The sequence below is a fragment of the Nostoc sp. genome (genome assembly GCF_035638895.1).
Classification (GTDB): Bacteria; Cyanobacteriota; Cyanobacteriia; order Cyanobacteriales; family Nostocaceae; genus Nostoc.
The window spans coordinates 1-5,950 of record NZ_DASQZC010000026.1; the positions used below are offsets into that span (position 1 = coordinate 1).

The window sequence follows — 5,950 nt, forward strand, 5'->3', positions numbered from 1 at the left end:
GGTTCCGGGCAAATCCTGCTGGTCGTAAGGCCCCACCACAATGTTTAAGAAAAATGGCACACTTCCAACCGCGTCCTCTTTGATTTCCTCGATTTCCTTCAAAAATTCCCGGCTCATCGCCACTATCCGGGCCAGAGCCTCAGGCGTAATGGATTCACATGTATGGCTGATCAGGGCAAAATTTGAACTGAGTTCGCGGACAAAATTCCTTGCATCACTACTGATCTGATGCTGCATTGCATGATGATCCATCTCTGAGAACACTGCTCGTATCACATTGCTCTCCTGCTCAAGCAAACCGGCCTCGAGCATTTCATCGAGTGCGAGCAATCCCGATTCACCGGCCAGGCGTTCCGCCGCCTCACGGCTTGCGCCTGCTTTTGTCATGGCCAGCTTGATAATGAGGTTATGTGGATTCAGATAGAGGAACTTTCTGAGCAAATCAGAGAGTTCCCCATTGTCGGGTTTGATTTGGGAGGGCAGACTTATCATCCTGCCGAGGGATGGGTAATGGCTGCGAATAAAATCCACCTGCTCGTTTTTGGAGAGGACGCGTTCCAGCAGTTTGAAAACCGTTTCATCCTTGATCTCATTGACTTCGGAGTGGAGAATCCGCCTAAGGGTGGCATAGGGAACACCGGTGCGCACGGACAAGGCCTTGATGGTGACCCTGGGATATCGACCAAAGTAGCTTTTTAGTAAGGCCTGAACCGCTTCAAATTTTGATATCCTTGCTTCCATGGATGCTGACCTCTCAATGAATATTGGCTGAACCGGAGTGGCTTTCAGAACTCAAAAGGCTCATCCCAGGCCTATGTCGAGCCTGCACCTTCAGATGTTTTGAGCCCATGCTTGTCCCAAAAATAAAGGAATGGAAAACCATTCCTCTATCAAAAAGACTAGACAGTGTAGGTCTCAAGAGAAATTCTGATCGCCAACTCAACCTAGTATTTTTCGGTGGCAAGCCACAGGAAAATCAGCACAGACCTGGGTTATTTGGATCCATCAGGAGTACAAATGGTAATCAGTACGATTACTATGCAGTATTCATATCATATTGCTTTTATTAAGATTTAATTAAGGTTGGATCAAAATCGATATTTTGCAAAACCTGTCTGGATGAACACTTGTACTCTTATAGTCTTGTGGATGCAAATGAAGGAATGGGTCCAGCAGCCGGACAGTCTCCTGATACAATTGACGGTATTATTCGCTGGTGAATCTGCTCTTATTGACATGTAAAGTCAGCCCAAATTTGCCTGGAAATTGGGGGTTCGGCATGTCGGTTCACCATTATAGTAGCCTGTCAACGAAGCTGCGCGCCTTGGCCTTGGTCGAAGAAGGACAACACTCCCTACGCGAAATCTCCGCCCAGATGCGAATTCCCAAATCGACTCTGCATGACAACTTGCCAATCTATCGCTCCGATCTTGCACGGTTCATGGACTCACAGCAAAAGTATGACCATCATTTGGTGCGAAATATTTTGATTCAATCCTTTGATGGCAGGACCTCATCAAGATCGTGTGCCACAACGCTTTCCAAGGTGATGACGACAGATATATCACACCAAAAAGTATTGCATGTACTTGATCTTGCCAGCGAGGCAGCTGCCACACTCAACAAGTCGAACTAGGCTCTGGCTCCGATAAACTGTGCTGCCTTTGATGAAATATTTCAGCGCCAGGAGCCGATACTTGGATTTGTCGCCCTATTGAGTGCCGTGATATATATCCAGGCCGCAGACGATAGGTCGGGTGACACATGGGCGGTCTTTCTCAAATTTTTAAAAGACCTTGGTCTTGATCCAAAGGCTACGGTCACTGATGGTGGAAGTGGCATTCTCAAAGGCATTCGCGATGTTTTCTCCGGCACTGTCCAACTTCGGGATCTGTTTCACGTTCTGTATAAACTTTCGAAAGCCAAACGGGTTTTGGAAAGCAAGTGCTACGCGATGATTGCGGCAGAAATTAAACTCTTCGGATCGAAATGCGGCCCTGAAATCATTGATGCGCACAAAATAAAGATGAATGATGCTTTGACGCAATTCGATTTGATCGAGGCAAACATCAGGGAGATCCGGAAGGCATGCTATTTTTCTGATGATGAAAGCCCATGCTACGTGACGGCTGCATCCCTACGAGCTATCGTGAAAAAATGTCTCAGGCTTCTGGACATTGCTCGACGAACGGTCAGTGACCATCGCGCGATCAAAGAAGCCATGACTTACCTGGAGAGCGGGCTGAAATCAATTTCAGCCTTCAAAGGGATGATCGAAACTGAGGTCAGAAAAATCTATGGTTCTGTCAATGTAAATCGTCGAACGAACACACTATTGTCATTATGTCTGCGGCATGTTAATGGCGCCTTTACCAAATGCCTCCCGGTTTGAACAAGTTCGTATCAAGACCCATTGAATAGACCCTGGATCCAACCGTGCTCCGGCATGCTTGCACTCAAACGCTTGCTCTATCATGGTTTTCAGGACCGATGCCATCTCTGGCAATCCTCTTCCACCAAGGCTTTCATAGAACGCTTGAAATGCCTTAAATAAAGGCTGGTCGAGACAATACTCGCATGGTGATAAGCCTCTGCACCTTGCAAACGGTTAGTGAGCAACAGGCGTGTCGTAAAAAAGACAATACCCGCCAACATCCCTTTGAGAGAGATCTTGACGGGTGACAGGGGTGATTCGCTTGGAAGCTTCCACGTCCGCAAATAGTTTTAGTGGACGAAGCGAAAGGAGGTTCTGCAAGGGTCAGGAGCTATTCCCGGCGAGCAGTTGCTTATATTCGTATGGAGATAGGGCTGAAAGCCCTCTGTGGACCCGCTCCACGGCATCGTCAACATATGCACGCGGGTTTATTTTCAGCATTTTACAGCTCTCGACAAGACTTGTGATCTTGACAAGCTCACGAGCGATATCGGGTGAGTGTGTTCCATACCAGGTCTTGCGTCCCACCACATGATTCCGCAGCGAGCGTTCACTTTGGTTGTTGTGCATGGGAATTGTCTTGTCGGTCAGGAATAAGGCGAGACACTGCGAGTATTTGTAATAATACTTAAAAGCTTCATGCAGCATGCTGTTCGAGGAAAGAATTGACAGCTGCCGGTCGGCAATCCGATCCATGATTTGAAACGCTCTGATCATGCGCTTTTTTGCGTTCCCGGAAGCGACTTCATCCTGTTTCAGGTAGTCCGTGTAGCTGGCGAATATAATGCTGTATATCCAGCGCATGTATCTGGCCGGTTTTGTGTTTTTTATTGCGCTCTCGCAAAACTTGTTGCGAGCGTGAGCGTTGCAGAATACCGGCAGGATTATTTCAGAGTCCGGATTAACATCGGTTCGCAGTTTGTTTATGACCAGAAGGGCCTTGTAATAACCGCTGTAGGCATCCGACATGAGATACCTGCAGTCGGCATCAAGCAAAAAACGCTCGGCAACGACACTGGCCCGGGTATCCTCCAGTCGATAGACAACGCCTTTTTCTCCGTTAAAGGACCAAAGGTACCAGGTTTTTCTTTCGGATCCTTCAAGCATTCTGTGTCGCGTTTCATCGGCAAACAGTATCAACTGCCGCTTGACATCGTCTGTTAATCGCGCATATGACGGGCCAAGGTATATTGCCAAATGACGTGCGAACTCGTGAAGGCTATTGGCGGGAATGCCTTCCACGCCATGTCTGGCAGCTATCGCCACATATCGCGTTATGGGAATCAGATCACAAAGTTTGCTCAGGATAACGTCTTTGACAAAGCTGTCCCCATAACATGAGCCAGGAATAATCTGGGGCAGAGACGGAGCGGTGGCGATCCCGGCATGACAATGTCTGCACGTGTAAATCACTTTATGATGGCGCAAAATATAGTATTGCTTGGGCTTGCACTCCATCCGTTCTGAGGTCTCGCGCATACCGGAATCGCTCATGCAATGACCACAGGCGCACTCTGGAGTGCTTTCAGCCTCAATCTCCTGATCAATGACCGGCAGATTCGGATAGCGCTCAGAAGGCAGCATTCTCCCGCTTTTCGGCAACTTTTTGGGCTTCTTTTCCTTAATCTTGCGATGGGCTCTGGACTTTAAAGAGCCACCAAACAGAAGGTCAAGCATTTTGGAAAGACGCTTGCTGACGGCGATACTGACTTCAGCCAGCTTTTCAGCAATCCCGACCGCGCCTTGCAGAGTCTGAGTTAGAATGCCTTCACGATCTTGATACACTGACACGAGCTCGACAAGATCCGACTTGTTCAGCTGACTCAACTCCTCGCGCGTCAATGGTCGCTTCAGGAAATCATTGAATTTTACGTCCATGTAAAACTCACAGCTTGCAGGAATTTGGGGGAAATGTGGCAGGAAAATCAGGGATTTTCAACAGGATTTTCGGTCGTGGAGGTTTTCCCTCGGCGGACCTCCTTGGGACTCTCCAGAAAGCGCTTGCTGAGAGAGGCGCCTTCCAGAAACAGGCTGAACTCAGCTTGAGTCAGCACAATCTTGCCCGGAAAGTGGGGGTTTATTGTAGAAAAGACGCCTTCTTCAAGGCGTTTGGCAATTACGATCAGGCCCGTGCCGTCATAGAGAAGAGCTTTGCAGGTCGTTCGTCTTTTGTTCAGGAAGACGAACAGGTGACCCGAGAAAGGATCTTCCTTCAAATGGTTTTGGACCTTAAAAAACAGACTATCGAAGGAGGCACGCATATCGGTGGGCTCCTTGCACAGAAAAACACGGGTTCGGCGATTAAGTCCTATCATGCTGTCCTTTTCATAAACTCCAGAAATCGGTCCAGATCGGAAAAGCGCGCTATACGCCCGTCCGGCCAAACAAGTTCAATGACATTGCAGGGGCTCGCCGGAGCTGCGAGACTTCCGCCGGTCGCGGGTTCACGATTCTGATCCTCAACCATCACTTCCTTAAACTCACTACTGCCGAAGCGGCCCTCACGCTTGTAGCGCTTGGCTCGCCCTATTACGCCCGCCATTTGCCTGGAAGAGCTTCCAAGAGCGCTGTAGAAATCCTTGGGAGTTCCCTCCCAACTTTCCCAGCTGACGAGCAGTTCATAGAGCAGCTCGTCGCTGACGTTCTTGATACTGCCACCCTGATCACGATAGACACTGAGTTTTTTCTTCAGAATTGCGAGATCCATGATTTACCTCTCCGTGGTAATGATGGACCTCTTGTCGGGCGGGGGACTCACTTTTTCAATGCGGGGTTACTCGACGAGTTACCTGTCAATTCCCTTATGGTGTTGCAATTCATTTGCCCTATCGTGGAATACCTGGACCACTCCCATCGGGCCCACGACAGCAAGGAAAAGCAGCGCTTGTGGGGGAGAGAAAATCGCAAAACTAAGGGCAAAATTTCGGCAAAGCTCATGGGCCGATCAAAGCGAGGTTGATCGGACGATCACACTCGTGTCCAAATTGATGGATGAAGTCAAGAAATCAAACTCTCTTATGGAATCAGTTAATAGCGTGATCAGATGCCACCTCCAAACCTATAAATCCATCCCGAGGTGGTTTTGCCCCTTGTTTACATTTTACTGGAACAATCGAAAGTTCCCGCGCGGAAAGCGCAAGGGCAGGAGTCCAATTGAAATCCTTTCAGCGCAGAAGTCGGAAGTTGATTGGGTGGATCTTCTACTGGAAAAATTTCCATTTGATAAGCTTCGCCGCGATCCAACGTCAACTCTTCAAACCACACGCAAAGAGAAAAACCCGGCTGCATAGTCGGGCTCTGGATTCACGTGTGCTACTTGAAGGGTGGCCTTGCGTTTTTCAGAGGGGAACTGTCCGGCTGCTGGACCCATTCCAGAATGAGGATGGGTCCAGCAGCCGGACAGCCTCCTGATACAATTGACGGTATTATTCGCTGGTGAATCTGCTCTTATTGACATGTAAAGTCATCCCAAATGTGCCTGGAAATTGGGGGGGTCGGCATGTCGGTTCGCCATTA

General features: G+C 48.7%; 7 protein-coding genes. 2 read left to right on the plus strand and 5 right to left on the minus strand.

Annotated features, from left to right (window positions below; translation table 11 throughout):
- The coding region (locus tag VE944_RS01035) for a hypothetical protein (RefSeq protein WP_324971049.1) at window positions 1-741 on the minus strand (741 nt) is incomplete at its 3' end.
- 538 nt (window positions 742-1,279) lie between these two features.
- Between VE944_RS01035 and VE944_RS01040 the strand changes: the two genes are divergently transcribed.
- Together VE944_RS01040 and VE944_RS01045 are read left to right on the plus strand one after the other, a co-directional pair.
- The gene (locus tag VE944_RS01040; protein ID WP_324971051.1) at window positions 1,280-1,636 is read left to right on the plus strand and encodes a hypothetical protein; all 357 of its coding nucleotides are present in this window, start codon (window positions 1,280-1,282) and stop codon (window positions 1,634-1,636) included.
- A gap of 87 nt (window positions 1,637-1,723) precedes the next feature.
- Window positions 1,724-2,392 (plus strand): hypothetical protein, encoded by a 669-nt coding sequence (locus VE944_RS01045; protein WP_324971053.1) that lies wholly within the window; start codon window positions 1,724-1,726, stop codon window positions 2,390-2,392.
- A 366-nt stretch (window positions 2,393-2,758) separates the two neighbouring features.
- Here VE944_RS01045 and tnpC read toward each other — a convergent pair whose 3' ends face one another.
- The 4 genes from tnpC to VE944_RS01065 form a co-directional block, all read right to left on the minus strand.
- On the minus strand, window positions 2,759-4,312 hold the full coding sequence (gene tnpC / locus VE944_RS01050; protein WP_324971055.1) for an IS66 family transposase: 1,554 nt from the start codon (window positions 4,310-4,312) through the stop codon (window positions 2,759-2,761).
- Between the two features lie 47 nt (window positions 4,313-4,359).
- Window positions 4,360-4,749 (minus strand): IS66 family insertion sequence element accessory protein TnpB, encoded by a 390-nt coding sequence (gene tnpB, locus VE944_RS01055; RefSeq protein ID WP_324971057.1) that lies wholly within the window; start codon window positions 4,747-4,749, stop codon window positions 4,360-4,362.
- Window positions 4,746-5,141 carry a hypothetical protein gene (locus VE944_RS01060; protein WP_324971059.1) on the minus strand — a complete coding sequence of 132 codons (396 nt, stop codon included), beginning with the start codon at window positions 5,139-5,141 and terminating at the stop codon, window positions 4,746-4,748. Before VE944_RS01060 ends, tnpB begins: the two co-directional genes overlap by 4 nt.
- A gap of 386 nt (window positions 5,142-5,527) precedes the next feature.
- Window positions 5,528-5,722, minus strand: a complete 195-nt coding sequence (locus VE944_RS01065; protein ID WP_324971061.1) for a hypothetical protein — start codon at window positions 5,720-5,722, stop codon at window positions 5,528-5,530.
- Window positions 5,723-5,950: the final 228 nt, after the last annotated feature.